This window comes from Streptomyces sp. DSM 40750 (genome assembly GCF_024612035.1).
Classification (GTDB): Bacteria; Actinomycetota; Actinomycetes; order Streptomycetales; family Streptomycetaceae; genus Streptomyces.
Genome location: NZ_CP102513.1, coordinates 3,663,180 through 3,689,461 on the forward strand (window position 1 = coordinate 3,663,180; position 26,282 = coordinate 3,689,461).

A 26,282-nucleotide genomic window follows, 5' to 3' on the forward strand; every position below is an offset into this window, starting at 1 on the left:
TTCCGCGTGAAGCGTATCCGTGTCAGATTCCCAGTCATTCCGCGCATCGCAGGCTACTTCACGAGGCGCAAGGGCCGTCTGATGGCCACCCTCGCTGTCACACTCGCCTCCACGGCACTCACCGCGCTCATGCCGCTGCTGCCCCGGCTGGTGATCGACGAGGTCATCGTCGCAAGGACACGGTCGTTGGCTCCCTGGGCGGCGCTCTTCGTCCTGTCCGGCCTTGTGCTGTACACGTTGAACTTCCTCCGCCGCTACTGGGCGGGCCGCTTGGCTCTCAGTATCCAGCACGATCTGCGCGAGGACCTTTTCCGTGCCGTACTGCGGCTGGACGGTGCGCAGCAAGCGGAACTGGGGGCGGGCCAGCTGCTGGTGAGATCGACCAGCGATCTCCAACTGGTACTGGGAGCCCTGTTCATGGTTCCCACACTGCTCGGGTCCGCGCTCCTGCTCGGCCTGGCCGCAGTGGTGATGCTCGCGTTGTCACCCATGCTGACGTTGGTTTCACTGGGCACCATTCCCCTGCTGTGGTTCTGCAGCTATCAAAGTGCACGCTGGGTATTCCCTGCGAGTTGGCAGGCGCAACGCGACGCTGCCGCGATTGCCGACGTGGTCAGCGACACGGTCTGCGGGGTCGTGGTGGTGAAGGGGTTCGCCCAGGAGCTGCGGGAGACGAACAAGCTTCGCCACAGGGCTGAGCGGCTGTTCGCCGCGCGTATGCGTGTCGTACGGATGATCGCCCGCTACGTCCCGGCGAGCCAGGCCGTGCCGGTGCTGGGCCAGCTCGGCATCCTGGCAGTCGGCGGTTGGATGGTGCTGCGCGGCACGCTCTCACTCGGAACGTTCGTCGCGTTCAACGCCTATCTCGCGATGGTGGTCGGACCGGCGAAGATGATGCTGGGAATGGTAGCTCTGAGCAGCCAGGCGCTGGCCGGACTTGATCGCCTCTTCCAGATCACCGACCTCAGGCCGGCAGTGACGGATCCCCAGAACGGACCTCCACACCCCGCACCGGCGACTGCACCGTCTGTCGAGTTCGACCGGGTCCGCGTCCGGTACGGCGGGGCTCATACCGTACTTGACGGCCTGTCGTTGGCCTGCCCCGCTGGAAAGACCTTGGCGCTGGTGGGGCCGGCCGGCTCGGGGAAAACGTCAGCGGTCTCCCTGCTGCTTCGGCACCAGGACCCCTGCTCCGGGACGATCCGCCTCGATGGGGTCGACATCCGTGACCTGCCGCTGGCCGGGTTGCGCTCCACGGTCGCGGTAGTCTCGAGCGAGCCGTTCATCCTCACCGGTTCAGTACGCGAGAACATCGCTTTCGGCAGGACCGAGGCGACTTTCGAGGAGATCGTCCAAGCGGCTCGACTCGCACACTGCCACGACTTCGTGACCGACCTCCCGGACGGATACGGGGAGAAGATCGGTGACGGCGGTCGGCAGCTGTCAGGCGGACAGCGGCAACGCATCGCGCTGGCGCGAGCGTTGCTCGCCGACCCCCGAGTGCTGGTTCTGGACGATGCGACCTCCGCGCTGGACGCCGTGGTCGAGTGGAAGATCCTCACGGCCCTGGCGAAGCTGCCGGGCGAACGGACCACCATCGTCGTCACCCACCGGCCTGCCGTACTACGGCTGGCGAACCGCATTGCCGTCCTCGACGGTGGCCGAGTCACGGATGAGGGCACTTACGCAGAACTCGCCTCCCGCTCGCACCTCTTCCGCACCCTTGTCGGGGGGCCGTCCCACGGAGCGGTTCCCGCTGCCCGCGCAGCCCCGACCAGCACCCTCGCGGACAGCACCACCCAGCTCTCCTGGCCCTACGGCGCGGGAGATGCCGGCAAGCTTCTCCGGGAGAACAGCTCCGACGGGCCGCGGCGAGGTCTGGCCGCCCTCACGCTCGCTCCGCGACTCCGCGCCCGCCTCGACTCGCTGCCACCCGCCGTCGACCGGCCCTCGGAACGCGACGCGGGAGGGGACTCCTCACTCTCGGCCGTCGCGTTGCTGCGTCAGTACAGAGCATCTGTCCTGCTCGTCCTCGTACTGGCCCTCGCGGATGCCACCTGCGCTCTCGCCGTTCCACTGCTGGTCCGGCATGGTGTGGACGCCGGAGTGCAGCACGCGCTGCCCCACGTTCTGTGGACAGCCACGGCACTTGGCATCGCGGTGGTGGCCATCCAGTGGAGGCTTCAGATCGCAGAAACGATCACCGCGGGGCGGACGACGGAACGCGTGCTCTACGCACTGCGAGTCCGCGTGTTCCAGCGCCTTCAGCGACTCGGCCTCGACTTCTACGAGCGGGAGTCCCCGGGCATGACCGTGTCCCGGATGACGACGGACATCGACGCACTCGCGGCTTTCGCGCAGACAGGGCTCACTTGGACTCTTGTCGGCTCGGCGTCGTTCGCCGGGATCCTTCTCGTCCTTGTCGCCACCAGTGTGCGGCTCGCGATCGTGGCGCTGGTGGCGGCCACCCTTCTTGTGATCGCCACCGTGTGCATGCAGCGGCGTACTCTCCCGGCCTACCATCGGGCCCGCGAGGCCCTTGCCGCGACGTCCGACTACACCCACGCCTGCATTCGTGGACTGGCGCACGTCCAGGCCTGGCGCAGGGAAGCGGACTGGGCAGCGCGGCACAAGCAACTCAGCCAAAGGTTCCGCGACAACCGCCTTCAGGTGCAGTTCCAGCTTTCCGCCTACTATCCGGTGGGCCAGTTGCTCAGCACACTGGCAACGGCCGGAGTCCTCGTCGTAGGCATGGCGGAACTGGAGCACGGCCGTCTCTCGCTCGGCACGATGGTCGCATTCCTTCTCTACCTCGAGCTGCTGTTCGCGCCGGTCCAACAGGCGGCTCAGGCACTGGACGGATTTCAGCAGGCGGCTGTCTCCATGGCCCGGATTCAGAGTCTCCCCACCGCGCGGCCTTCGGCCGCGAAGCCGGAGAGACTGGGAAAGCACGAACCGCTGAACGACATCCGTGAGTCGAGCAAGGACATGGCAGCCACCCACCTTTTGAGCTCGCTGCCAGAAAGCCCGGCCCTGCAGCTCGACAACGTCAGTTTCTCCTACCCGAGTAACGGTTCCCCGACAGAACGCCTGGTACTGCGGAACGTCTCACTTACCTTCTCCCGCCGTACAACGGTCGCTTTTGTGGGCGAGACGGGTGCGGGCAAGACGACCTTGCTGAAGCTCATCGCCAGATTCTGTGAGCCTGCGAGCGGCCGCATCCTCTCAGCAGGCACGGACCTGAGGGACATTCCCGAGGCTCTGTGGCGACGCCGACTGGGCATTGTCCCCCAGGAGCCTTACCTCTTCGCCGGTACGGTCCGGGACGCCATTGCCTATGGCAGCCCCGGCGCCACGGACTACGAGGTGGAGCAGGTGTCCCGCGCGGTGGGCGCTCACGACGTGCTCTCGCGGCTGCCGGGTGGGTACCTGCACCGGTTGTCGCCGGGGGGCGCCAACCTCTCGGCGGGTCAAAGCCAGTTGATCAGCCTGGCCAGAGCAGCCATGGTACGACCCGATCTCTTGCTCCTGGACGAAGCGACTGCGGCTCTGGACGGAGCCACGGAGGAGGCCGTGGCCAGGGCCGTGGACCGGTTTGCTGTGGACTGCACGGTTCTGCTCGTCACGCACCGGCTGGCGACCGCGGCTCGTGCCGATCGCATCGTCGTCCTGGAACGTGGCGCGGTGGTCGAGGACGGAGGACACGGTGACCTCCTCGCCCTGGGAGGGACCTATGCGCGGATGTGGGAAGCAATGACCCACTAAACGGTGTCGGGGCTGGGCCGCGGATTCGGTCGTGGGGTGGCCACTGGTCTGTCCGGCTGTTCCACTTGTCCACAGGGCTCGCGCCCAGCGTTCGGGCAGGTGGACCCTCGGCGATCACGGCGTCCGAGATCCCGCACTGGCCCCTCCTCGTCCCAGCCCGCTCGGGGGTACATGATCGGAGTCCAGGCGTTTTCGTCGATGCGGACGATGGCGGCCCTGAGGGAGGCGTTCATCCGCACGGTGCCGCCCGCATCACCAGCAGGCCGCTCGCGCCGCAGGCGCGGGGCGGTGCGGACGGTCGCGGCCACGAACGCCGCCGCCCCCGCGCGGAGAGTCGAGGGCTTTCGCGCAGGCTGGCAGCGGCGATCACCGGGACGGACAGGGGCCCGGAACCACGGGCGCCTTTCATCCGGGACCGGCAACCGCCACGACGATCATGGAATTTGACAGTCAGTCAGCGCACCTGCCGACCCGCACCACTCAAGTTCGAAGGCCCAGATCGCATCTCGGAGGTGCGTTGCCGAACGGTGGATCCGGGCTCACTGCCCGGCTGCGCGCGAGACAATGCCCATACCGAAGGCGTATTCCTTGGTCAGGCCACGCTGCTCGACGAAACGCTCGTAACCCAGCCGCGCCTGCCAGGCCTGACCGTCACAGTCGTCAACAACGATGACCCCACCCGACGCGAGCCGTGGGTAGACCAGTTCCAGTGCCGCGTGCACCGGATCAGACAGATCGACGTCGACCAGACAGGCGGAGATCTGCTGCGGCAGACGGGTCGGAGGCAGCGACATGATGTCCCCCGCGATCAGCTCGATACCCGGCGAGCCGAGCCCGGTCACGACGCGCTTGACCAATGCGGCCGAGTTGGCAGCGAAGATGCGCTGTCTCTGCGGGGCGACTCCGTGGCGGACGTCGGTCCTGAACTGCTCTTCCACAAAGCCGTTGAAAGTGTCGACACAGACGTATCGCTTCTGGGCGCCGATATTACGCAGCAACCGGTCCGACCACGCCGCGGTTCCCCCGATGGAGCAGCCGATCTCCACTACGGCACCGGAAACTCGCCGGGTGCGCACCAGATGGTCCGTCCACACATGTAGCCGCTGCGGCTCGAGCCCGATCGGTGTGTGCCGGTAGAGCAATGGCCGAAGTGCGGACTTTGCCAGATAGCGGGCTTGGGTTCGGATCCCACCGGACATGGACATGCCCCTCAGTTTCGAAAGGATAATGCAAGAGCTTACCCATGCACCCTAATTGGGGAAGGTGGATAAGCGCTGCATACGGCACCGTCCCATCCTTCGAATAGCGCACAGGTTCGCCTCAGCCTGAGTCTGGGGCGAACCTGCGTTGTCGTGAGTCGCGCGTCGACGGGGAGACGAGCAGAGAATTCACTCTTACTGCGTAGTATAAAAACTATTCACCGGATAGATATACGAGTGACTGGTTGCTTTCGCGTCCTGCTCCACATCGGGCGACGGCAGGTCCTCCACCAAGTCTTCGCGCCTGTTCCTGGACCCTGTCCTGCACAAACTCACCGGAGACACAAGAATGGCCTTTACCGCGAATGAAGTTGAAGCAGCCGAAAGTTACGGGGCATTTCCACCGCTCCACATCGGCGCCCGCACGGGCCGCATCCTGCATGTCACGGAAGCATTCGGTGGCGGAGTCGCAGCCGCGATCGGCGACTACGTGTCCGCGGCGCCCGATCTGGAGCACTGGCTGCTGCTCTCGCACCGCCCCGATTTCCCGGTGTCCCTGCCCAAAGGCGCGAGCCCCGCCGGCGTGTTCCATCTTCCGGACGGCTATCGCGCCCGAAGACGGGCCATCGCCGATGTGTACGACAGGCTGCGACCGGACCGCGTCCATGTGCATTCCTCCCTGGCCGGCGCGTACTGCCGTCAGTTGTTGACCATTCCGACCGACGACATCGTTTACACACCGCACTGCTACGCCTTCGAACGGCAGGACACTCCTTCCCTGGTCCGGGCCGCCTACTGGGTCGCGGAGCGTCTGCTGTCCCTGCGTACCGGGGTCGTGGCCGCCTGCAGCCCACGGGAAGCTCAACTCGCCACGCGGATGGGCGTGTCGCGGGTCGTTCACGTACCCCACATCGCCCTCCCCGTCTCGGACGCTCCGCTGCCTTCGGAGGGCCGGAGACAGCGGCCCCTGGCAGTCACGGTCGGGAGGCTGTGCCCGCAAAAGGATCCGGCCTTCTTCGCTCGGGCAGCCGCGGCCGGACCGTCTCTCGACTGGGTGTGGATCGGTGAGGGGGACAGGGACTTGCGGCGGTTGCTCGAAGGCGCCGGAGTACGGGTGACGGGGTGGCTGGAGCGACCCGAGATCCATCGCCTGCTGAGTGAAGCCGCCGTGTATGTCCACACCGCTGCCTGGGAGGGCGCGCCCCTCGCCCTTCTCGAGGCCGTCGGCGCCGGACTTCCCGTGGCGGCTCGGGACATTCCCGCGCTTGCGGCCCTGGGACTGCCCGATCTGACAGCGACACCGATCGCTCTCGCGGAACTCGCGGGGCACCTCGCCGTACCCGGCAAGTTCCGGGACCGGCACTTGGCCCTCCTCGCGGAAGCGCTCCTCGAGCACACATCTGCCGTCCAAGCGGCCCGTCTTCGCCAGGCGTATGCCCTGGGAGCACGGTCCGCCTGCGCCGACGGTTCGGTGAGTGACCAGGCAGGCGGCTGCGAATGCGCCCGAGCGGACCATGGAACTGGGCCATTGGGTGGCTCCTGAGGCCTCCCGCGTTAACCGTGGAGCAAATGCTCATATAAAGCAGGGTGTCAGTACTTTTGGCGGCGCTGTCGTCCGGACAGAGATCAGCTGGGAGATGGAAAGAAGATGATCAATTCAATGCCGTGGCGGGTGGCCCTGGCTGCCACAGCCGCCACCGTCGTTGCCGCCGTACCACTGGCGACCGCACAGTCCGCGTACGCCGGTGCATCCACGAATGTCTACCAGCCCTACCCACCGCAGTTGAGCACGGCCACGGTGCCGGCGGGTGGGGTGATCTACTTCGTCGCAGAGGGGTTCGACGCCGGCGAGACGGTCACTGCGGCGCTCGTCCCGCAATCCGCGACCACCCTCAGCGGAACGACCCGCGGCGGGGGCGGCGGGGACAAGTGCGACAACCAGGACGCGACCTACGAGGCCAACGAGCGGGGCACTGTGTTCGGGTGCTTCCAGGTGCCCAGGGGCACCCCTCCCGGTCCTTACCTTTTCACGCTCACCGGCGCGCAGTCGGGAAGCGTCTCCGCTCCCATCACCGTGACATCGAAGAACGGGCATGGGAAGGGAGAAGGGAAACCGCACGAAGGAGACAGGGCGAACACCGATGTGACCGGCGGCGCCGCTCTGAACCAGGCGGGGACGACACTCCCCCTGAACGGTGGCATCGAAGGCCAACCCGGGACCGTCAAGGTCTCGGGCAACGGAAAGACCCTCGTCCTGAGGACCGAGGCCGCCGAGGAGCAGTCCGGCTCCAGCGGGACGACTCCGACGACCGACCTGGCTCTGGCCGGCTACGACGGGACCGGCCAGGACGTAAGCGGCGGCACGGGGCCCGCGAAGACCGGTTCGGGCACGAACTGGGCGCTGGTGGGCGGGGCTGCCGGTCTCGCCGCGATCGCCACCAGGACGGTCACGGTCGTACGGCGCCGTCGCACTCGCACCGAAGAAGGCTGAGCCGGTCGCAGCATGCGAATGCCGCGCCTTGAGAACCGCGTGCCGCGCAACGCCGACAACCTGGTCCGATGGCTCCGCCGCCGTCGTGCCAGGTTGTTGGTGTGCGCCCTCGCAGGCGTGCCTCTGGCCGGCGCCGGCTGGGTCGGCGTGACCGGCCTGCTCGCCCGTGACGAACTGCTGGCAGCCCAGCGGGCGCTGGACTCGCTGCGACAGCAGACCGCCGCGCGTCCCTCCGCGGAAGCGTCCGCGGGGGATTCCGTGCCGGTGGGACAGAGAACCGACGCCGCTGTGCGCGCGGCCGCCGCGCACGCTGCGCGAGCACACCGTCTCACCAGCGGTCCGGCCTGGTACTCCGCCGCGTACGTGCCTGGCCTGGGTGGTCCCGTCCGCACCGTGCGCGGTGCCGCGCAGGCTGCCGACCGGTTGACCCGCGACGTGCTCTCGCCGCTGGCGGAGTCCGTCACCGAACTCACCTCCGACACGGCGAAAGACGGTGGTCACCTGAGCCTGTCCGCGCTTCGCCGTGCCGCTCCGGCCCTCGACCGGGCCTCGCTCAGCGCCTCCGACGTGCGTGACGACGTCGACGAGCTGCCTCGTAGGACCTGGCTGCCCACCGTCGACCGGGCCCGAGCCCAGCTCGCCGAACAGCTCGACCGGATCGTCCCCGCCACGGTCGACGCCGCCGCGGCGGCGCGTGTGATGCCGTCCATGCTGGGAGAACGGGGGTCACGGCGGTATGTGGTGGTGTTCGAGAACACGGCCGAGGCGCGCGGCACCGGCGGGCTGCCCGGCGCGTTCGCGGTCCTCACCGCGGACCGGGGCCGATTGGCGTTCGAGCGCTTCGGCAACGACACCGAGATGGCGAAGGCCGTCGCGGCAGTCGACCTGGGCGACGAGTATGACGCGGTGCACGGACACAACGCCCCCACCACCACCTGGATCAACTCCAACCTCAGTCCGCACTTCCCGTACGCGGCCCGCATCTGGACGGCCGCGTGGCGGGATCACACAGGTCAGAAGGTGGACGGCGCGTTCGCCCTCGATCCCGGTGTTCTGTCCGGGCTGCTCACCGCGTCCGGCCCCGCCCGGCTGTCCGATGGCACCGAGGTCACCGCTGCCAATGTGGTGGACCTCACCGAGCGCAGCAGCTACGTGGACTACCCGGACATCGAGGAGCGCAAGGAATTCTTCCTCGACGTGGCTCGCGCCGCCGCGGATCGGCTGTTGGGTGCGGCCGACGATCCGCTGCGACGGCCCGCGTTGTTCGCCGCCCTGAGCGGGCAGCTCAGGGAGGGCCGGGTCAAGGTGTGGAGTGCTCACCCGTCCGAGCAGCGTGAAATCCGACGACGCCCGTTCGGCGGTGCCCTGCCCGACACCTCCGACCCCTTCGCCGGACTGGTCGTCAACAACGCGGCCGGCAACAAACTGGACTACTACCTGGACCGGCACCTGGAGTGGGCACCCGGCCGGTGTGTCGCGGCCGGCCGCGAGGTCACCGTGACCGTGAGCCTCACCAACAGGGCACCGCGCTCGGGGCTCCCCACCTATGTCAACCAGCGGCTGGACGCCCCGCCTTACCGCACACGGCCCGGCGACAACCGTCTGCTGGTCTCGTACTACGCGACCAAGGGGGCGAAGCTGGCCACGGCTGCTCTGGACGGGCGACCGGTCCTGATGAACCAGGCTGTCGAGCGCGGTCATCCGGTCCACACCCTTGACCTGGAGCTGCCCACCGGTGTCACCCGCACCCTGGTACTGCGCCTGGTGGAGAACGCCTCGGACCGTCCCGTGTCGCTGCTGCGCCAGCCGCTGGTACGGCCCTTGCGGGTCACGGTGCGGCCGAACCCGCCGTGTGGTGACTGACCGCTCGTCCCGTCTTCGCCCTCCCCCCGGCGGCCTCGGCCGCACCGGGGGGTCCCTCGGACTCAGGATTCGATCGGGAGATGTGCACGGACAGGGGGAGCGGCCAGTACCGTCGTGGCGATCCGCTCCACCGACTCGGCGATCCGCGCCGCGGCCTCTCGCGCCACCTGCGCGGGCGCGCCGTAAGGATCAGCCACATCATCGTCGTCCAGTCGGTGGCCGCCCGCTCCCCGCCGTGCCGCGGCCCCCTTGACCAGCGCGCAGGCTCGCTCGGCGGGTTCCGTCGCGCGCGCGGCGTCCTCGGGCCTGAGCAACCGGGCGAACTCACGCAGGGTGAAGGCCCGCTGCAATGCCCACAGCGGAGAGAGCCGCACAGCTGCCTCACGGTGTTCCGCGGCGGCACCCAGCACGAGGTCGGAGTCATCCACCAGTGCCGCGGTCAGCCGGCGAGCGAGCGCGCCGTGGGGATCCCCGCCCAGTTCGACGAGGAGGGCCGCGGCCGCCGGGTCCATGGGTGTTCCCGCCGTGGCCGCGGTGCCGGCGCTGCTCACCCGGAACGTACCCGGACATGATACGAGCCGGGCTTCCAGCAGGCGCTCGGCCAGTGGCGAGCGGTGCAGATTTCCCGTGCAGACGAAGAGCACGCGAAAGGGCGTGCCCGCGCATCCCGAGGCGGGCGAGGCAGGGCGAGGGAACATGGCGGCAGTATCCCGCCGGGCAGGGTCGTCCGCCGTCCGCCTCGCCGGGTGAGCCGATGCGAGGGCACCGGTGTCGGTGTGCTCCTCGGCCCTACGCGCACCACCACAGGAACTTCTCGCACGTCTCCGAAGGCGAGGGCTCGGGGGTGGGGTCGTCGGTGGTCGGGTCGGTGGTGGGCTCGGTCGTCGGGTCCGGGGCGGACGTGGCGGCCGGGGCCGAGGTGGACGTGCCGGGTCGGGTGCCCGCGGTCGCGGACTGGTCGGCGCGTTCCTTCTCGTCCTCGTCCTTGTCCTTGTCCTGGTCGTCCTTCTCCGACGCGGAGGCGGACGGGGAGGCCGAGTCGGAGGGCGAGGCGGACGGGGAGCCGTTCTCGCCGGAGTCTCCGGTCGTGCCGTCCTGCTCCTCCGCCCCTCCGTCGGGGGAGGCCGAGGCGCCGCCCGCGGGCTCCTCGTCCGCCGCGGTGGTCGTCGGACCGGAGCCGGGGCCCTCTATGCCCAGCTCGGCCAGGCTCAGCGCGCCGGCGGCCAGCAGCAGGCCCGTGCCGATCAGCAGGACGCGCTTGCGGCGGCGCCGGTGGGCCGCCGCCTTGCGGTCGCGGCGGCTGGAACGCGTCCCGCCGCCACGTTCCTCGCGGGCGGCCCGACGGCGCGACGCGCGGGGGCCGGCCTCGGTCTCGGGCGCGGCGGAGGTCTCCTCGGCGTCGTCCGGGTGCGCGTCGGCATCGTCCGCGTACGCGCGGAGCTCTTCGACGGAGGTGCCGCACCCCGGGCAGGCGAGGGCGCCGTTGAGGTGCCGTCGGCACGGGTGGCAGTAGTCCATGACGCGGGAAGACTAAGTTCCTCACCAGGAACGTTCATAGGGTCTCCCGTGAAGGTTCTGTGCGGAACTGGCCTTTCCGGTTTGCTCGGTTGAGGTCAAGACCGACCATTCGCCGCGATCCTCCGACCCGGCTGCCGTGAACGCCGCGAGGTCCGTCGCACGGTGTGCGTGCGACGGACCTCGGCAACCGCGTGCGTGCTCGTCGGCTCAGGTCTGCTTACGGGCCGTCATGGCCCGCTGGATCAGGATGAACGCGCAGAGCAGCACACCGGTGGCGATCTTCGTCCACCAGGAGCTGAGCGTGCCCTCGAACTGGATGAGGCTCTTGATCAGGCCCAGGACGAGGACGCCGAACAGGGTGCCCACGACATAGCCGGAGCCGCCTGTCAGCAGCGTGCCGCCGATGACCACCGCGGCGATCGCGTCGAGTTCCATACCGACGGCGTGCAGCGGGTCACCGGACTGGATGTACAGCATGAACAGCAGGCCGGCCAGTGCCGAGCAGAAGCCGCTGACCGTGTAGACGGCGATCTTCGTGCCGCCCATCGGAAGGCCCATCAGCAGCGCCGACTGCTCGTTGCCGCCGATGGCGTAGACCCGGCGGCCGAAGCGCGTGTAGTGCAGCACGTAGAACGCGACGCCGAGGACGGCCATGGCCACGATGGCGCCGATCGACAGGAACCCCACCCCCAGCGACGCCTGGGCCTGGGCCAGGCTGCTCACCGAGGAGTCGCTGATGGAGATCGACTCCTTGCTGATGACCAGGCAGAGGCCCCGGAAGAGGAAGAGTCCGGCGAGGGTCACGATGAACGGCTGGATCTCGAAGTTGTGGATCACATAGCCCATGAGGAAGCCGCCGAACGCGCCGACTCCCAGGGCGAGCGGGATGACCAGCAGCAGCGGCAGGCCCTGACGCTCCACCAGCCATGCCGTGAACATGGTGGTGAAGCCGATCACCGAGCCCACGGACAGATCGATGCCGCCGGACATGATGACGAAGGTGGCACCGACGGCGGCGACCAGCAGATAGCCGTTGTCGATGAACAGGTTGAGGAACACCTGCGGTTCGGTGAAACCGTAGTTCTGGTACCGGCCGAGACCGGCGATGTACATCGCGAGGAACAGGGCGGCCGTGACCAGGACGGGCAGCCGCCGGTCGCCGAGCAGGCGCGCGGCCGTCGACGCCTGCGCCGTCGTACGGCTTTCCGGCGCCGCGGGGGTCTTGGTGGTCGCGCTCATCGCGACACCTCCATCTTCGGGGCGGCGTCGGCCGCGGGGGCGGCCTGGGCCGGTGTGGCCTGTCCGCGTCCCTTGGCGCCGAAGACCTTGGCCCGGAACTTCGGGGACTGCAGCAGGCAGACGACGATGACGACGACGGCCTTGAAGACCAGGTTGGTCTGGGTCGGCACGCCGATGGTGTAGATCGTGGTGGTCAGGGTCTGGATCACGAGGGCGCCGATCACCGTGCCGCCGATCGAGAACCGGCCGCCGAGCAGCGAGGTGCCGCCGATGACCACCGCGAGGATCGCGTCCAGCTCGATCCACAGACCGGCGTTGTTGCCGTCCGCGGCCGAGGTGTTGGAGCTGATCATCAGGCCCGCGATGCCCGCGCACAGGGCGCAGAACATATAGACCATGATCTTGATGCGCCGGGACCTGATGCCCACCAGGCGACTGGCCTCGGCGTTGCCGCCGACCGACTCGACGAGCAGGCCGAGCGCCGTCCTGCGGGTCAGCGCCACCGTGATGGCGACGACCGCGGCCACCACGAAGATGGAGAAGGGCAGCGTCAGCCAGTAGCCGCCGCCGATCAGCTTGTACGGCTCGCTGTTGATGGTGATGATCTGGCCGTCGGTGATCAGCTGGGCGACACCGCGTCCGGCGACCATGATGATCAGGGTCGCGATGATCGGCTGGATGCCCATCCTGGCGACCAGGAAGCCGTTCCACAGACCGCAGAGGACCGCGGCCACCAGGCCGATGCCCATGGCCAGGAAGACCGCGGACAGGGCGTTCTGGTCGGTCTGGTCGCTGATGTACGAACAGGTCAGGGCGCCGGTGATGGCGACCACCGCACCTACGGAGAGGTCGATGCCGCCGGTGGCGATGACCAGGGTCATGCCGACGGCCACCAGGATCAGGGGCGAGCCGAAGAGCACGATCGAGACGAGGCTGCCGTAGAGGTGGCCGTCCGTCATCCGGACCGAGAAGAAGTCGGGGGTGAAGGGGACGTTGACGAGCAGCAGGGCGATCAGGACCGCGACGGGCCAGAACAGGTGGTGGTGCGTCAGCGCCCGCCAGCGGGACGTCGTGCCTGTCGTGGCCACGGATGGGGTGCTCACTGGTGTTCTCCGCTCGCGATGGTCTCCAGGATCTTGCTGGTGGTGATCTCCGGCCCGTTGGTGAGCCGCGCCACCAGCTTGCGGTCGCGCAGCACGCCGATGGTGTGGCTGAGGCGGAGGACCTCCTCCAGCTCGGCCGCGATGTAGAGCACGGACATGCCGTCCTCGGAGAGGGACACCACGAGCTTCTGGATCTCGGCCTTGGCGCCGACGTCGATGCCGCGGGTGGGCTCGTCGAGGATCAGCAGCTTCGGCTGGGTGATCAGCCAGCGGGCGAGCAGCACCTTCTGCTGGTTGCCGCCGCTGAGCTGACCGACACGGGCCTCGGGGTTCGCGGGCCGGATGTCGAGGGCCTTGATGTACTTGGCGACGAGTTCGTCGCGCTGGACGGTCGGGATGGGCCGGGTCCAGCCGCGGGCCGCCTGCAGGGCCAGGATGATGTTCTCCCGGACCGTCAGGTCGGGGACCAGGCCCTCGGCCTTGCGGTTCTCCGAGCAGAACGCGACCCCGGCGCCGATGGCGTCGTTCGGGGCGTTCATCGGGACCGGTTTGCCGCCCACGGTGACCTTGCCGCTGTCGGGCTGGTCGGCGCCGAAGAGCAGCCGGGCGAGTTCGGTGCGACCCGAGCCGAGCAGGCCGGCCAGTCCGACGACCTCACCCTTCTTGATCTCCAGGTCGAAGGGGGCGATACCGCCGGTCCGGCCCAGTCCCTCGGCCTCGACCAGCGTCTCGCCGACGTCGGAGCGCAGCTGGTGCTCGTGGAGCTCCTCCAACTGGTCCAGGGCCTTGCCGATCATCAGCTCGATCAGCCCGACCTGGTCGAGGTCACGGACCATGTGCTCGCCGACCAGGGTGCCGTTGCGCAGGACGGTCATCCGGTCGCAGATCTCGTAGATCTGGTCGAGGAAGTGCGACACGAAGAGGATCGCGACGCCCTCGTCCCGCAGACGCCGCATCAGACGGAACAGTTCGAGGACCTCGTCGCGGTCGAGGCTGGAGGTGGGCTCGTCCAGGACGAGCACCTTGGTGCCGGAGCCCTCGCCGTCGCTGTCGCCGGTGCCCACCGACCGTACGATCGCGACCAGTTGCTGCACGGCCAGCGGGTACGAGGACAGGGGCGCGGTCACGTCGATGTCGAGGCCGAGCCGGTCGACCAGCTCCGCGGCCTCCTTGCGCATCCGCTTCCACTGGATGCGGCCCGCGCGCGTGGGTTCACGTCCGATGAAGATGTTCTCCGCCACCGACAGGTTGGGGCAGAGGTTGACCTCCTGGTAGACCGTGCTGATGCCGGCGTGCTGCGCCTGCAGCGGGCTGCCGATCCGCACGACCTCGCCGTCGAGGGTGATGGTGCCGCCGTCCAGGGAGTGGACCCCCGTCAGCACCTTGATGAGGGTGGACTTCCCGGCACCGTTCTCGCCCATCAGGGCGTGGATCTCGCCGGGGAAGAGCCGGAAGTCGACGCCCGACAGAGCCCGTACCCCCGGAAACTCCTTGACTATGCCCGTCATCTCCAGGACGGGCCGCGGCTCTGCCATACGTCTCCTAGCGAGGGACCACCGGCTTTGCCCGGTGGGGGAATTCACATACCTGGTCGGTGTTACGTTCGTTCCGCCCCGGAAGGGGTCGGTTCGGGCTGGACCGCAACCTTCGGGTTGGAAGCCCCCTCATGTGGGGGGTGGAGTCACGGCAGCGCTCCTCTTGAAGCGAAACGCTGCAGGCCCGCAGGGCCCGGCCGACCGAGAGTTCGGTCGGCCGGAGACTCCCGGCGGAAGGTGCGGTCAGTACTTACGGGTGGGGAGCGCGTCCTTGGCCTGGTCCTGCATGAAGTCGCTCTCCTCGGTCTTGATCCAGCGCTCGACCGTGCCGCCCTCGTGGACCGTCTTCACGACCTCCATCAGCTGGGGGCCGAGCAGCGGGTTGCATTCGACGATCGCGTTGATCTTGCCTTCGGACATGGCGATGAAGCCGTCCTTCACACCGTCGACCGTGACGATGAGGATGTCCTTGCCGGGCTTCTTGCCGGCCGCCTCGATGGCCTGGATGGCGCCGAGGCCCATGTCGTCGTTGTGCGCGTAGAGGACGTTGATGTCCGGGTTGGACTGCAGGAAGGCCGCCATGACCTGCTTGCCGCCGGCGCGGGTGAACTCACCGGTCTGGCTGACGACGATCTCCCAGTCGTCCTTGTGGTCCGCGTCCATGACCTCCTTGAAGCCCTTGGCGCGCTCGATCGCGGGGGCGGCACCGGTGGTGCCCTCCAGCTGGGCGATCTTCACCTTGCCCTTGTGGCCGGCCGTCTCCAGGACCTTCTCCAGGATCTTGGCGGCGCGGCGGCCCTCGTCCGTGAAGTCGGAGCCGACCAGGGTGACGAAGAGGGACTCGTCGCTCTCGACGGACCGGTCGGTCAGGACGACCGGGATCTTCGCGGCCTTGGCCTCCTTGAGGATGGCGTCCCAGCCGGTGACGACCACCGGCGAGAAGGCTATGACGTCCACCTTCTGCGCGATGTAGGAGCGGATCGCGGAGATCTGGTTCTCCTGCTTCTGCTGGGCGTCGGAGAACTTGAGGGTGTAGCCCGCTTCCTTGGCGGCCGACTTCACCGAGTCGGTGTTGGCGCTGCGCCAGCCGCTCTCCGAGCCGACCTGGGAGAAGCCGAGGGTGATCTTCTTGCCGCCGGAGGAGGAGGTGCCGGTGGAGCTGTCGTCCTCCTTGGCGCAGGCCGCCAGGGTGCCCGCCGCCGCCACGCCGACCGCCGCGGTGAGGAAGTTCCGTCTGTTGAGCATGTTTCTTCTCCTTTGAAGAGCCGGTCCGGGGACGGACCACTGGTGCTCGATGGGACCGGCCGCTGTGCGTCCAGCCTGTCGATCATTGTTCGAAATGTCGGCCACGTTGGTGCGGTTCGTGAAGTGGCCGGAGGGAGGTCGATCGGTTGGTGCTGCGGGAGCCGCGTCAGCCGGGTGCGGTCCCCGCTTGGGGGGTGTACGGGAAAGTGCTGGCGCGGACGACGAGTTGGGGCTCGATGGCGACGCTGGACTGACCGGAGGGGGTCCGGCCCTCGATGAGGTCGAGCAGCAGGGCGATGCCCTGCTTGCCCACCGTCGCGAAGTCCTGCCGGACGGTGGTGAGCGGCGGCGCGAAGAACTCCGACTCCGGGATGTCGTCGAAGCCGACCACCGCGACGTCCTGGGGAGTCCGTACGCCCGCCTCCCGCAGCGCGCGCAACACCCCCAGCGCCATCTGGTCGTTGGCGACGAAGACGGCGGTCAGACCGCGGCCCACCCAGCCGGCCAGTTCCTGGCCCGCACGGTAGCCCGACAGCGGACTCCAGTCACCCCTCAGCGGCAGCGGCGGTTCGACCCCCGCCTCTTCGAGGGTGGCCCGCCAGCCGGCGGTCCGGTCCGCCGACTCCTGCCAGTCCTCGGGCCCGGCGAGATGCCAGACCTTGCGGTGGCCGACGGCCAGCAGATGGCCGGTGGCCAGCCGCGCGCCCTGCTGCTGGTCCACGTTGACGCTGGGGACCTCCGCGCCGGACCCGGTGCCCACGGCCACCACCGGGAAGGGGTGGCGCAGTTCGGCGAGGGCCTCGACCGCCGACCGCTGCGGGGCGATGGCGATCACGCCCTCCACCCCGCCCTCACTGAGGCGGTCCAGGGCCTCGGACAGCGTCTGGACCGTCAGCTTACGCAGGCTGACCGTCGAGACGAGATACCCCTCGGCACGCGCCGCCTCCTCCAGCGCGAACAACGTGCTGGCCGGACCGTAGAGCGTGGTGTTGGAGGCGACCACACCCAGGGTCCGGGTGCGCCGGGTCGCCAGGGCCCGAGCGGAGAAGTTGCGGCGGTAGCCCATCTCCTCGATCGCACGGAGCACCTTGGCCCGGGTCTCGTCCCGCACGTTCGGGTGATCCCCGAGGACACGGGACACGGTCTGGTGGGACACCCCGGCCATGCGTGCCACGTCGGCCATGGTGGGCGGCCGCAGTTGCGAGTGGGTCACGGCCACACCTCCTTGGCGGTCGTCTGCCGATAAGACCTGTGATGCGGGTGCGTGCTCCCGCGCGGCCGGCTTCACGCCGGGATTCCGGAAAGCCCCATGACACCGGGGGGGAAGGCGAGTTGGAGCAGTGCCTGCACGACGCTCGTACCTCCTTGGATGCCGTTGGGCGACGACTGGTGAGTGCGGAGGTCATTGTGAGCGCTAACAATTCATGGCGGTCAAGAGGCCTGCAGCAGGGAAGGCGTCACGGTTGAATAACGCGGCACGCGGCGAGGGCCGGCGAAGCGGCGGGCCGTCACGCACATCGCGGCCGGGGAAGAGGACCAACCCGGCTCCGGACGACGGGCCGCACGAGCACGGCGTGCGTCGGCCGAGGTGTCGCGGCGGTAACGTTCCCGGACGTGGTCGTGAATCCGTTATGCGTTCGACCCATTGACACTCCCGCCGGGTCGTCCTTACTGTCGCGATCAGCATTTCGAACGAGTGACGAAATTTCGAACAGACACAGAGGACAGGGAGTACCGTGCGCATCACGGGAATCAGCACGCACGTGGTCGGGACGCCGTGGCGAAACCTGACCTACGTCCAGGTGCACACCGACGAGGGACTCACCGGCGTCGGCGAGACCCGCATGCTGGGCCACACCGACGCGCTGCTCGGCTATCTGCACGAGGCACAGGCCAACCACATTCTCGGGTCCGACCCGTTCGCTGTCGAGGACCTGGTCCGCCGGATGAAGTACGGCGACTACGGGCGGGCCGGCGAGATCGTGATGTCCGGCATCGCCGTCATCGAGATGGCCTGCTGGGACATCAAGGGCAAGGCCCTCGGCGTCCCGGTCTGGCAGCTGCTCGGCGGCAAGGTCACCGACAAGGTCAAGGCGTACGCCAACGGCTGGTACACCACGGAGCGCACCCCCGAGGCGTACCACAAGGCGGCGCAGACGGTCATGGAGCGCGGTTACAAGGCGCTCAAGATCGACCCCTTCGGGACCGGCCACTTCGAGCTGGACCACGAGCAGAGCCTGTACGCGGTCTCCCTGATCGAGGCCGTGCGCGACGCCATCGGGCCGGACGCCGAGCTGATGCTGGAGATGCACGGCCGGTTCTCGCCCGCCACCGCCGTCCGGCTGGCCAAGGACCTGGCACCCTTCAAGCCCGCGTGGCTGGAGGAGCCGGTGCCGCCGGAGAACCTGAAGGCGCTGGAGAAGGTCGCGGCCAAGGTCGACATGCCGATCGCCACGGGTGAGCGGATCCACGACCGGATCGAGTTCCGGGAGCTCTTCGAGAGCCAGGCCGTGGACATCATCCAGCCCGACGTCGGCCACATCGGCGGCATCTGGGAGACCCGCAAGCTGGCCGCCACCGCCGAGACGCACTACACGCTGGTCGCGCCGCACAACGTGGGCGGGCCGGTCCTCACCGCGGCCTCCCTCCAGGTCGGCTTCACCGCCCCGAACTTCAAGATCCTGGAGCACTTCAACGACTTCGCGGACGCGGAGATCAAGAAGGTGATCTCGGGCGCCCCGGAGGTCGTGGACGGCTACTTCCACCTCTCCGACAAGCCCGGCCTCGGGGTCGAGCTGGACGTCGACGCGGCGGCGGAGTTCCCGCAGCAGCAGGCCCGCTTCGACCTGTGGGCCGAGGGCTGGGAGCAGCGCAAGCCCAAGGGCACCCAGTGACCGCCTCGCCCGACGCGGCCACCGCCGTCGTCATCGAGGCGCCGGGCGAGCACCGGCTCGTCCCGCACGAGCCCCGGCAGCCGGAGGCCGGCGAGGCCCTGGTCCGGGTGCACGCCTCGGGGATCTGCGGCAGCGACCGCGAGGTCTTCCAAGGCAACCGGCCGGAGGGGTACGTCCGTTACCCCCTCACACCGGGCCATGAGTGGTCCGGAACGGTCGCGGCGGTCGGTGACGGTGTGCCTTCAAGTCTTGTAGGCCGCAAGGTCGTGGGCGAGGGCTTCCGGAACTGCCAGGTGTGCGACCGCTGCCACGCGGGCGAGACCACGCTGTGCACGGCCGGGTACGAGGAGACCGGGTTCACCCAGCCCGGCGCGATGGCCACCACCCTTACGCTGCCCGCCCGTCTGCTGCACGTTCTCCCGGACGACGCGGATCTGACGGCGGCGGCGCTGCTGGAGCCGGCCGCGTGCATCGCGGCCGCCGCGCTCAAGGCGAAGGCCGTTCCGGGTGAGCGGGTCGCCGTGGTGGGCACGGGGACGCTCGGTATGTTCGCCGTTCAGTTCCTGAAGGCGGGCTCGCCGGCCGAGCTGCTCGTCGTGGGCACCCGTCCGGACCGGGCGGAGCTGTCGAAGCGGTTCGGTGCCACGGACTTCCGTACCAAGGACCAGGAGCTGCCGGACGACTTCGACGTCGTCATCGAGACCGCCGGGTCCGCGGACGCGGCCTGTACCGCCGCCGCCCTGCTGCGGCGCGGCGGCCGGCTGGTCCTGACGGGGATCCCGGCGCCGGGCGCGGACGGGCTCGACCCGACGGATCTCGTCGTACGGCAGCTGGAGGTGCACACCGTGTTCGGCGCGGCTCCGGACGCCTGGGCGCACACGGTGCGGGTCTTCGGGGCCGGGCTCCTCGATCCGCTGCCGCTCGTCACGCACGAGCTGCCGCTGGAGGAGTTCCCGCAGGCCATCGAGCTGGTGGGGTCCGGCGACCCGACTGTCGGAAAGGTCCTGCTGCGGCCATGACACACCCCTGAGCCGTACGCCGGTACGGGGTACCTGACGACCTCGTACCGGCGTACACCCAAGATCTGTTGTACCCAGAGCCGCGAACCTCGTCCGAAATACCGAACTGTGAAGGACAGCTTGTGACCGACACCACCGCGCCCCGCCGGCCCGGCGAGCAGGCCCTTGCCGCGCTCGGGCTGAGCGCGCCCGCCCTCGACCCTTCCGACGCCTCCCCGCACACGTTTCCCGAAGGCGGCCGCTGGCGCACCGAGGTGCCCTCCGTGGAGGGGCCCGAGGCGCTCGCCGTGGTCCTCAAGGAGTCCTCGCGGCTCGATGTGCCGATCCACCGGATCAGCCAGGGCAGCGGTGTCTGGATGCTCACCGACGCCGAGATCACCGAGATGGTCGAGGCGACGGCCGAGCGCGACATCGAGCTCTGCCTCTTCACCGGTCCGCGCGGCACCTGGGACATCGGCGCCTCCACCCGTACCGACTCCAAGGGCGCCGGACTGCGCGCCCGCGGCCACGACGCGGTCGCCGGGTGTGTCGAGGACGCCGTACGCGCGACCGAGCTGGGTGTGAAGTGCCTGCTCGTCGCCGACGAGGGTGTGCTGTGGACGCTGCACCAGGCGCGGGTCGCGGGCATCCTGCCGGCCGACACGACGCTCAAGGTGTCGGCGCTGATCGGGCCGGTCAACCCGACCGCGTACGCCGTGTACGAGAACCTCGGCGGCGACTCGATCAATGTGCCGAGCGATCTGACGCTCGATCACCTCACCGAGATCCGGCGCGTGTCCGGCGCTCCCATGGACATGTACATCGAGGCCCCGGACGATCTCGGCGGCTATGTGCGCATGTACGAGGTCGCCGAGCTGATCCGGCGCGGCGCACCGCTCTATCTGAAGTTCGGCCTGTCCAAGACCCCGGGGATCTACCCCTACGGGCACCACATGCGGGACCTCACCCTGTCCACGGCCAAGGAACGCGTACGGCGCGGCCGGCTCGCCCTGGACCTGCTCGCACGCCACGGGGCGGACGGCGACATGGCCCCGCTCGGCTCGCGACTGCCGGGCACCCTGAAGCGGTTCGGAACGCCCGCATAACGTTCCGGAAACCTCCCTTCACAAAACCCGACGCAGTCGCACAGACTCCGACACAACTCCTCGCCCGATCGGGTCCCCGGCCTCACACATCAAGGAAGATGACATGCGCAATCGCAGAGCCGCTCTCGCCTCCATAGCCACCGCCGCCTCTCTCGCCCTGACCCTGTCCGCCTGCGGTCAGAGCTCCGAGGGTGGCAGCGAGACGGATTCCTCGGGCAGCACCAAGGGTGCCACGATCGGTATCGCGATGCCGACCAAGTCGTCCGAGCGCTGGATCTCCGACGGCAAGAACGTCGTCGAGAACCTGGAGGCCAAGGGCTACAAGACCCAGCTGGTCTACGGTGAGGACCAGCCTGAGACGCAGGTCTCGCAGATCGAGAACCTGATCGCCCAGGACGTCAAGGCGCTGATCATCGCGGCGATCGACAACAAGTCGCTCGACAACGTGCTCCAGCAGGCCAAGGAAGCGAACATTCCGGTCATCTCCTACGACCGTCTGATCCTCGGCAGCGAGAACGTCGACTACTACGCCTCCTTCGACAACTCCAAGGTCGGCGAGCTCCAGGCCAACTACATCGTCGAGAAGCTCGGCCTGAAGGAGGGCAAGGGCCCCTTCAACATCGAGCTCTTCGCCGGCTCCAACGACGACAACAACACCAAGTACTTCTTCAACGGCGCGATGAGCGTGCTCAAGCCGTACATCGACGACAAGAAGCTGGTCGTCCAGTCCAAGCAGACCGAGCTCACCCAGGTCACCACCCTGCGCTGGGACGGCGCCACCGCCCAGGGCCGCATGGACGACATCCTCACGGCGTCGTACAAGAGCGAGAAGGTCGACGCGGTGCTCTCGCCGTACGACGGCATCTCCATCGGCATCCTGTCGGCGCTGAAGTCCGACGGCTACGGCTCCAAGAGCAAGCCGCTGCCGGTCCTCACCGGCCAGGACGCCGAGCTGGCCTCGGTGAAGTCGATCATCGCGGGCCAGCAGACGCAGACCGTCTACAAGGACCTGCGTGAGCTGGCCAAGGTCACCTCGAACATGGTCGACGCCGTGCTCAACGACAAGAAGGTCGAGACCAACGACACCGAGACCTACGACAACGGCGCCAAGGTCGTCCCGGCCTACCTGCTGGAGCCGGTGAGCGTCGACAAGGCCAACTACGAGAAGGTCCTCGTCGACGGCGGCTACTACACGGCGGACCAGCTCAAGTAAGCGTCGAACCTTACGGATTGGAAGGCACGACCATGGCGGGACCCGTCCTGGAAATGCGCTCGATCGTCAAGACCTTTCCCGGTGTGAAAGCGCTGTCGGACGTCACACTGACCGTCCGCCAGGGCGAGGTCCATGCCATCTGCGGTGAGAACGGCGCCGGGAAGTCCACCTTGATGAAGGTGCTCTCCGGCGTCCATCCGCACGGCAGCTACGAGGGCGACATCCTCTTCGAGGGTGAGCTCTGCTCGTTCAAGGACATCCGGGCCAGCGAGCAGCACGGCATCGTCATCATCCACCAGGAGCTGGCGCTGGTGCCGTTCCTGTCGCTCGCGGAGAACATCTTCCTCGGCAACGAGCACGCCTCGCGCGGGGTCATCAACTGGAACGACACGCTGCGGCACGCCAGTGAGCTGCTGCGCCGGGTGGGTCTCGACGACCACCCGGAGAGCCGGGTCGCCGACATCGGTGTGGGCAAGCAGCAGCTCGTGGAGATCGCGAAGGCGCTGTCGAAGAAGGTGAAGCTGCTCATCCTCGACGAGCCGACCGCGGCACTGAACGACGAGGACAGCGGCAAACTCCTCGATCTCATCCTGGAGCTGAAGAACCAGGGCATCACCTCGATCATCATCTCCCACAAGCTCAACGAGATCCGCAAGGTCGCCGACTCGGTCACGATCATCCGCGACGGGAGGTCCATCGAGACCCTCGATGTGAAGGCCGAGGAGACCACCGAGGACCGGATCATCTCCGGCATGGTCGGCCGCGACCTCGACCACCGCTTCCCCGAGCGCACCCCGCACGAGCCGGAGGCGGGCTCGGCCCCGGCCCTGGAGATCCGCGACTGGACCGTGCACCACCCGATCGACCAGCAGCGCAAGGTCGTCGACAATGTGTCGATCAACGTGCGGCGCGGCGAGATCGTCGGTATCGCGGGCCTGATGGGCGCCGGCCGCACCGAGCTGGCGATGAGCGTCTTCGGGCGGACGTACGGCCGGTACGCCGGCGGCACGGTCCTCAAGGACGGCACGGAGATCCGTACGAAGACCGTCCCCGAGGCGGTCAGGAACGGCATCGCGTACGTCACGGAGGACCGCAAGCACTACGGCCTCAACCTCATCGACACCATCAACCGGAACATCTCGCTGACCGCTCTGAACAAGGTCTCCAAGCGCGGTGTGGTCGACGAGCACGAGGAGCGGCAGGTCGCCGAGCGCTACCGCAAGTCCATGAACATCAAGGCGCCGACCGTCTTCGAGCCGGTGGGCAAGCTGTCCGGCGGCAACCAGCAGAAGGTCGTCCTCAGCAAGTGGATCTTCGCGGGGCCGGATGTGCTGATCCTGGACGAGCCGACGCGCGGTATCGACGTCGGCGCCAAGTACGAGATCTACACGGTCATCGACAAGCTGGCCGCTGAGGGCAAGGCGGTCGTCTTCATCTCCTCCGAGCTGCCGGAACTGCTCGGGATGTGCGACCGCATCTACACGATGGCCGCAGGGCGGCTGACCGGCGAGTTCACGCGTGCCGAGGCCACGCAGGAATCGCTGATGCGTCAGATGACGAAGGACAAAGAGGTAACCCGATGAGCACGGAAGTGACCGCCAAGAGCCCGGCCCCCGCGCCGCCCGGCAAGAGCGGGGGTGCGGCGGGCGGGAACCTGCTGCAGCTGATGATGGACGGCATGCGCCGCAACATGCGGCAGTACGGCATGCTGATCGCGCTCGGCCTGATCGTGGCGTTCTTCGCCGTGATGACCGACGGCGACCTGCTGCTGCCGCGCAACGTCTCCAACCTGGTGCTGCAGAACAGCTACATCCTGGTCCTCGCGATCGGCATGATGCTGGTCATCGTCGCGGGCCACATCGACCTGTCGGTCGGCTCGCTGACCGCGTTCGTCGGTGCCTTCGCGGCCGTGCTGACCGTGCAGAACGGCGTACCGTGGCCCGTCGCCATGGTGCTCTGCCTCCTGGCGGGCGCGGTGGCGGGCTCGATCCAAGGGTTCTTCATCGCCTATCTCGGCATACCGTCGTTCATCGTCACCCTCGCCGGGATGCTGACCTTCCGCGGTGTGACGGAGATCCTGCTGGAGGGGCAGACCCTCGGTCCCTTCCCGGAGGGGCTCAACAAGATGGGCAACGGCTTCCTCCCGGCGGTCGGCCCTGAGACCAACTACCACAATCTCACCCTGTTGCTCGGCCTCGTCCTGATCACCTTCGTGGTGATCCAGGAGGTCCGGGACAGGAAGCGTCAGCAGGAGTTCTCGCTCGACCAGCTGCCGACCAACCTCTTCATGCTCAAGCTCGTCGCGATCGTCTCCGCCCTCATGGTCGTCACCCTGCTGCTCGCCAGCTACAACGGTGCGCCCATCGTGCTGATCATCCTCGGCCTGCTGGTGGTCGGTTACGGCTACGTCATGCGCAACACCGTCTTCGGCCGGCACATCTACGCGATCGGCGGCAACCTGCCGGCGGCGAAGCTGTCCGGCGTCAAGGACAAGAAGGTCACCTTCTACGTCTTCCTGAACATGGGCGTGCTCGCGGCCCTGGCGGGTCTGGTCGTCGCCGCCCGCCTCGACGCGGCCGGACCGAAGGCGGGCCTGAACTACGAACTCGAGGCGATCGCCTCGGCGTTCATCGGTGGCGCGTCCATGAGCGGCGGTGTCGGTACCGTCCTCGGCGCGATCATCGGTGGTCTCGTCCTCGGTGTGCTGAACAACGGCATGAACCTCCTGGGCGTCGGCTCCGACTGGAAGCAGGTCATCAAGGGCCTGGCCCTGCTGGCCGCCGTCGGGTTCGACGTGTGGAACAAGCGCAAGTCCGGTTCGTAGGCAGGTATTTCGAGCAAGTCGTCGGGTCCCGCGTGCCACGAGCGCGCGGGACCCCTCGGCTGTTCCACGAAAGGCAGGAAGCCGGTGAAGGAGCTCTTCGGCAAGCTCGCCGACGGGACGGAGATCCACCGCTGGTCGCTGGAGAACGGCGGCACCCGTCTGAAGGTCCTGTCGTACGGCGGGATCGTGCAGTCCCTGGAGATCCCGGACCGCGAGGGCCGGTACGCCAACGTCTCCCTGGGCTTCGACACCATCGAGGACTACGTCGCCGGGTCGCCCTACTTCGGCGCGCTGATCGGCCGGTACGGCAACCGCATCGGCGCGGGCCGGTTCACGCTGGACGGCGAGACGTTCCAGCTGTCCGTCAACGACGGCGCCAACAGCCTGCACGGCGGGGCGGACGGCTTCGACAAGGCGGTCTGGGACGTCGAGCCGTTCGAGGACGGCTCGGACGTGGGCCTGCGTCTGCGGTACACGAGCGTCGACGGCGAGCAGGGCTACCCCGGCACGCTCGCCGTGCGGGTCACGTACACCCTCACCGAGCGGGGCGAGTGGCGTATCGACTACGAGGCGACGACCGACAAGGTGACCGTCGTCAACCTCACCAACCACGTGTACTGGAACCTCGCGGGCGAGGGCGGCGGCTCGATCCACGACCACCGACTGACGATCGCCGCCTCCCGGTTCACCCCCGTCGACGCCGGCCTGATCCCCACCGGTGAGCCGGCCGAGGTCGCGGGCACCCCCTTCGACTTCCGCGGGGCCAAGACGGTCGGCGAGGACATCCGTGAGGCCGACCGACAGCTCCTGTACGCCAAGGGCTTCGACCACAACTGGGTGCTCGACAAGGGCAGGACGGCCGATCCGGAGTGGGCCGCCACCCTCTCCGACCCGGAGTCCGGCCGTACGCTGAAGATCTCGACCACCGAACCCGGACTGCAGTTCTACTCCGGGAACTTCCTCGACGGCACACTCGTCGGACCCTCCGGGAAGATCTACCGGCAGGGGGACGCGCTGTGCCTGGAGACCCAGCACTTCCCGGACTCGCCGAACAAGACGTCGTACCCGTCGACGCTGCTGCGACCTGGGCAGACGTACCGGTCGACGACGGTCCACGCGTTCGACTGACAGCACCGCGACAACCGTCCTTCACAGGTGGTTCACAAGTTCCCACCAAACTCTCAGCGGTTGAACAGAGCCACCCCAGCCTTCGTATGTAAGGGCGGCCCGTGCTCCCCCGCACGGGCCGCCCTTAGTCGTCGGACCCGGCCGTCCCCAGCGGGTCCGCC

At 68.2% G+C, this 26,282-nt stretch carries 19 protein-coding genes; 11 read left to right on the top strand and 8 right to left on the bottom strand.

The genetic code is table 11. The features are described from left to right. Positions 1 to 81 precede the first annotated feature (81 nt). On the top strand, positions 82 to 3,765 hold the full coding sequence (locus JIX55_RS16445; protein ID WP_257564079.1) for an ABC transporter ATP-binding protein: 3,684 nt from the start codon (positions 82 to 84) through the stop codon (positions 3,763 to 3,765). 539 nt (positions 3,766 to 4,304) lie between these two features. Here the strand turns inward: JIX55_RS16445 and JIX55_RS16450 are convergent. Next, on the bottom strand, positions 4,305 to 4,970 hold the full coding sequence (locus JIX55_RS16450; protein WP_257564080.1) for a class I SAM-dependent methyltransferase: 666 nt from the start codon (positions 4,968 to 4,970) through the stop codon (positions 4,305 to 4,307). Between the two features lie 343 nt (positions 4,971 to 5,313). Between JIX55_RS16450 and JIX55_RS16455 the strand changes: the two genes are divergently transcribed. The 3 genes from JIX55_RS16455 to JIX55_RS16465 all read left to right on the top strand — a co-directional run bounded on the left by JIX55_RS16455 (position 5,314) and on the right by JIX55_RS16465 (position 9,318). Further along, a complete protein-coding gene (locus tag JIX55_RS16455; protein WP_257564081.1) occupies positions 5,314 to 6,507 on the top strand; it encodes a glycosyltransferase family 4 protein in 1,194 nt (397 codons plus the stop codon). A 105-nt stretch (positions 6,508 to 6,612) separates the two neighbouring features. Then, positions 6,613 to 7,455, top strand: coding sequence for a hypothetical protein (locus JIX55_RS16460; protein WP_257564082.1), 843 nt, complete (start codon positions 6,613 to 6,615; stop codon positions 7,453 to 7,455). A 12-nt stretch (positions 7,456 to 7,467) separates the two neighbouring features. After that, positions 7,468 to 9,318 (top strand): DUF4012 domain-containing protein, encoded by a 1,851-nt coding sequence (locus tag JIX55_RS16465; RefSeq protein WP_257564083.1) that lies wholly within the window; start codon positions 7,468 to 7,470, stop codon positions 9,316 to 9,318. Between the two features lie 62 nt (positions 9,319 to 9,380). Here the strand turns inward: JIX55_RS16465 and JIX55_RS16470 are convergent, their stop codons facing one another. The 7 genes from JIX55_RS16470 to JIX55_RS16500 all read right to left on the bottom strand — a co-directional run bounded on the left by JIX55_RS16470 (position 9,381) and on the right by JIX55_RS16500 (position 17,171). Beyond that, positions 9,381 to 10,016 (bottom strand): arsenate reductase/protein-tyrosine-phosphatase family protein, encoded by a 636-nt coding sequence (locus tag JIX55_RS16470; protein ID WP_257564084.1) that lies wholly within the window; start codon positions 10,014 to 10,016, stop codon positions 9,381 to 9,383. A gap of 91 nt (positions 10,017 to 10,107) precedes the next feature. Beyond that, complete coding sequence (locus JIX55_RS16475; RefSeq protein ID WP_257564085.1) at positions 10,108 to 10,836, bottom strand: SCO2400 family protein; 729 nt, start codon at positions 10,834 to 10,836, stop codon at positions 10,108 to 10,110. 207 nt (positions 10,837 to 11,043) lie between these two features. Continuing rightward, the gene (gene yjfF / locus JIX55_RS16480) at positions 11,044 to 12,075 is read right to left on the bottom strand and encodes a galactofuranose ABC transporter, permease protein YjfF (RefSeq protein ID WP_257564086.1); all 1,032 of its coding nucleotides are present in this window, start codon (positions 12,073 to 12,075) and stop codon (positions 11,044 to 11,046) included. Further along, positions 12,072 to 13,178, bottom strand: coding sequence for an ABC transporter permease (locus JIX55_RS16485; protein WP_257564087.1), 1,107 nt, complete (start codon positions 13,176 to 13,178; stop codon positions 12,072 to 12,074). Before JIX55_RS16485 ends, yjfF begins: the two co-directional genes overlap by 4 nt. Next, positions 13,175 to 14,713: a sugar ABC transporter ATP-binding protein gene (locus tag JIX55_RS16490; RefSeq protein WP_257564088.1), complete on the bottom strand. Its 1,539-nt coding sequence runs from the start codon at positions 14,711 to 14,713 to the stop codon at positions 13,175 to 13,177. The genes JIX55_RS16485 and JIX55_RS16490 overlap by 4 nt, the downstream gene beginning before the upstream one ends. Before the next feature lie 243 nt (positions 14,714 to 14,956). Then, the gene (locus tag JIX55_RS16495; RefSeq protein WP_257564089.1) at positions 14,957 to 15,958 is read right to left on the bottom strand and encodes an ABC transporter substrate-binding protein; all 1,002 of its coding nucleotides are present in this window, start codon (positions 15,956 to 15,958) and stop codon (positions 14,957 to 14,959) included. 166 nt (positions 15,959 to 16,124) lie between these two features. Further along, a complete protein-coding gene (locus JIX55_RS16500) occupies positions 16,125 to 17,171 on the bottom strand; it encodes a LacI family DNA-binding transcriptional regulator (RefSeq protein WP_257564090.1) in 1,047 nt (348 codons plus the stop codon). 523 nt (positions 17,172 to 17,694) lie between these two features. On the opposite strand from JIX55_RS16500, the gene JIX55_RS16505 reads away from it, so the two are divergent. From JIX55_RS16505 to JIX55_RS16535, 7 genes are all read left to right on the top strand, one after another. Next, on the top strand, positions 17,695 to 18,852 hold the full coding sequence (locus tag JIX55_RS16505; protein WP_257564091.1) for a mandelate racemase/muconate lactonizing enzyme family protein: 1,158 nt from the start codon (positions 17,695 to 17,697) through the stop codon (positions 18,850 to 18,852). Beyond that, positions 18,849 to 19,871 carry a zinc-dependent alcohol dehydrogenase gene (locus JIX55_RS16510; protein ID WP_257564092.1) on the top strand — a complete coding sequence of 341 codons (1,023 nt, stop codon included), beginning with the start codon at positions 18,849 to 18,851 and terminating at the stop codon, positions 19,869 to 19,871. Before JIX55_RS16505 ends, JIX55_RS16510 begins: the two co-directional genes overlap by 4 nt. 122 nt (positions 19,872 to 19,993) lie before the next feature. Then, positions 19,994 to 20,956, top strand: a complete 963-nt coding sequence (locus JIX55_RS16515) for a hypothetical protein (RefSeq protein WP_257564093.1) — start codon at positions 19,994 to 19,996, stop codon at positions 20,954 to 20,956. Positions 20,957 to 21,059: 103 nt separating this feature from the next. Further along, positions 21,060 to 22,169, top strand: coding sequence for a multiple monosaccharide ABC transporter substrate-binding protein (chvE, locus tag JIX55_RS16520; RefSeq protein ID WP_257564094.1), 1,110 nt, complete (start codon positions 21,060 to 21,062; stop codon positions 22,167 to 22,169). A 32-nt stretch (positions 22,170 to 22,201) separates the two neighbouring features. Continuing rightward, entirely contained in the window at positions 22,202 to 23,752 is a 1,551-nt protein-coding gene (gene mmsA, locus JIX55_RS16525) for a multiple monosaccharide ABC transporter ATP-binding protein (RefSeq protein ID WP_257564095.1), read from the top strand. Further along, positions 23,749 to 24,993, top strand: coding sequence for a multiple monosaccharide ABC transporter permease (gene mmsB, locus JIX55_RS16530; RefSeq protein ID WP_257564096.1), 1,245 nt, complete (start codon positions 23,749 to 23,751; stop codon positions 24,991 to 24,993). The genes mmsA and mmsB overlap by 4 nt, the downstream gene beginning before the upstream one ends. Before the next feature lie 6 nt (positions 24,994 to 24,999). Next, the gene (locus JIX55_RS16535) at positions 25,000 to 26,121 is read left to right on the top strand and encodes an aldose epimerase family protein (protein WP_443046707.1); all 1,122 of its coding nucleotides are present in this window, start codon (positions 25,000 to 25,002) and stop codon (positions 26,119 to 26,121) included. The last annotated feature ends 161 nt before the right edge of the window (positions 26,122 to 26,282 follow it).

Bases quoted from the DNA above. Each gene is read 5' to 3' on its own strand.
- JIX55_RS16445 (WP_257564079.1), top strand. From the start codon at position 82: ATGGCCACCCTCGCTGTCACACTCGCCTCCACGGCACTCACCGCGCTC.
- JIX55_RS16450 (WP_257564080.1), bottom strand. From the start codon at position 4,970: ATGTCCATGTCCGGTGGGATCCGAACCCAAGCCCGCTATCTGGCAAAG.
- JIX55_RS16455 (WP_257564081.1), top strand. From the start codon at position 5,314: ATGGCCTTTACCGCGAATGAAGTTGAAGCAGCCGAAAGTTACGGGGCA.
- JIX55_RS16460 (WP_257564082.1), top strand. From the start codon at position 6,613: ATGATCAATTCAATGCCGTGGCGGGTGGCCCTGGCTGCCACAGCCGCC.
- JIX55_RS16465 (WP_257564083.1), top strand. From the start codon at position 7,468: ATGCGAATGCCGCGCCTTGAGAACCGCGTGCCGCGCAACGCCGACAAC.
- JIX55_RS16470 (WP_257564084.1), bottom strand. From the start codon at position 10,016: ATGTTCCCTCGCCCTGCCTCGCCCGCCTCGGGATGCGCGGGCACGCCC.
- JIX55_RS16475 (WP_257564085.1), bottom strand. From the start codon at position 10,836: ATGGACTACTGCCACCCGTGCCGACGGCACCTCAACGGCGCCCTCGCC.
- yjfF (WP_257564086.1), bottom strand. From the start codon at position 12,075: ATGAGCGCGACCACCAAGACCCCCGCGGCGCCGGAAAGCCGTACGACG.
- JIX55_RS16490 (WP_257564088.1), bottom strand. From the start codon at position 14,713: ATGGCAGAGCCGCGGCCCGTCCTGGAGATGACGGGCATAGTCAAGGAG.
- JIX55_RS16495 (WP_257564089.1), bottom strand. From the start codon at position 15,958: ATGCTCAACAGACGGAACTTCCTCACCGCGGCGGTCGGCGTGGCGGCG.
- chvE (WP_257564094.1), top strand. From the start codon at position 21,060: ATGCGCAATCGCAGAGCCGCTCTCGCCTCCATAGCCACCGCCGCCTCT.
- mmsA (WP_257564095.1), top strand. From the start codon at position 22,202: ATGGCGGGACCCGTCCTGGAAATGCGCTCGATCGTCAAGACCTTTCCC.
- mmsB (WP_257564096.1), top strand. From the start codon at position 23,749: ATGAGCACGGAAGTGACCGCCAAGAGCCCGGCCCCCGCGCCGCCCGGC.